At 73.4% G+C, this 1,126-nt stretch carries 1 protein-coding gene; it reads right to left on the reverse strand.

The genetic code is table 11. The features are described 5' to 3' along the window. Nucleotides 1-1,126 (reverse strand): MobF family relaxase (gene mobF / locus MZTS_RS24735; RefSeq protein ID WP_192285974.1); only part of this gene is annotated, 1,126 nt, incomplete at both ends.

A 1,126-nucleotide genomic window follows, 5' to 3' on the forward strand; every position in this document is an offset into this window, starting at 1 on the left:
AAATCCTGCATAGCTCGGGCCGCCTTCTGCTCCTCGGCGAGCGGGGCAGCGATGGCCAACACCGCGTCCACGACCGGTACTGGTATGACGCGCTCGGCCGCGGGCCGGTCCGCGGCGCGCAGCAGCGCCGCTTCTGCGGCAGCGATCCCCGGCGTCGTCCAGCAGGCCTCCCGCTCAGCCTGCACCAGGCGCACGAGCTGGCCGGACCGCTCCAGCTCCGCCAATTCGTCCCGCACCGCCACGAGTCCGTGTCCCTGCAGCGCCGCCTCGTCGAGCGCCCGCTCGATCAGGCTTCGGCGCGTGAGCACGTTCTCATGTCGGAGCAGGGCGGAGGCTGCGCGTGCCACAGGCGTCGCGCCGGCGATCTCGGGCGGATCGAAGGCAGGCTCCGGCGCACGCTCGGCTCTATGCTCCCGGGCCGGCTCCCGCGCTGCAGTGCGCACCGCGACCCATGGGTCGTGCGCGAGCGCGGTGAACTCGGCGCGCCAGCGCGCCTCCAGCGCCGGCCCGGTCGGCAGATCGGCCTTGGCGCCGCGGGTGGCGAGCGCCGCCACCTCCTTCTGCGCTCCAGAGGCGGCAGCCCGATCGCCACCGACCCGCGCCTCGATCGCGGCCGAGCGCTTCGAGAAGGCCTCGATCACCGCATCGGGAATGCCGGCGATCTCGAACTGCCCCTGGCCCGCTGGACGCAAGGACAGGCCGAGCTCGCCCACCAGGCGCTCGGCCAGCGCGGCCCGGTAGGCGCTGCCGACCACGAGCTGCCACCGGTAGAGCCGTTCCGGTTCCAGGGTCCTAGGTTTTTTATCCTTAGATACAGCGGCGTTGATCAACACGCAGTGCGTGTGGCAATTCGGGTCACCGGCCCGCGACGTGTAGTGATCGAAGCGCCCGGCCATCAGGCCGGCCGGCGCCTCGCGCCGGTGACCGCCGGCCCCGAGCCGGACCTCGACCAGCTCCTCCACGCACAGGAAGCCGAGCGCCTCCTCGACGGCCGCGGCGTGGATGGCCTCCAGCTGCGCCCGTGCCTCGGCATCCCCCGCGGCCCAGAGCAGCGATACCGTCTTGGGTGCGGTCAGGGTCAGGTCCCAGCCCGCCCGGTGCCCCGCCCCGGCCCCGCGCACCAGCG

It is taken from the genome of Methylorubrum zatmanii (genome assembly GCF_014845115.1).
In the GTDB taxonomy this organism is placed as follows: domain Bacteria; phylum Pseudomonadota; class Alphaproteobacteria; order Rhizobiales; family Beijerinckiaceae; genus Methylobacterium; species Methylobacterium zatmanii.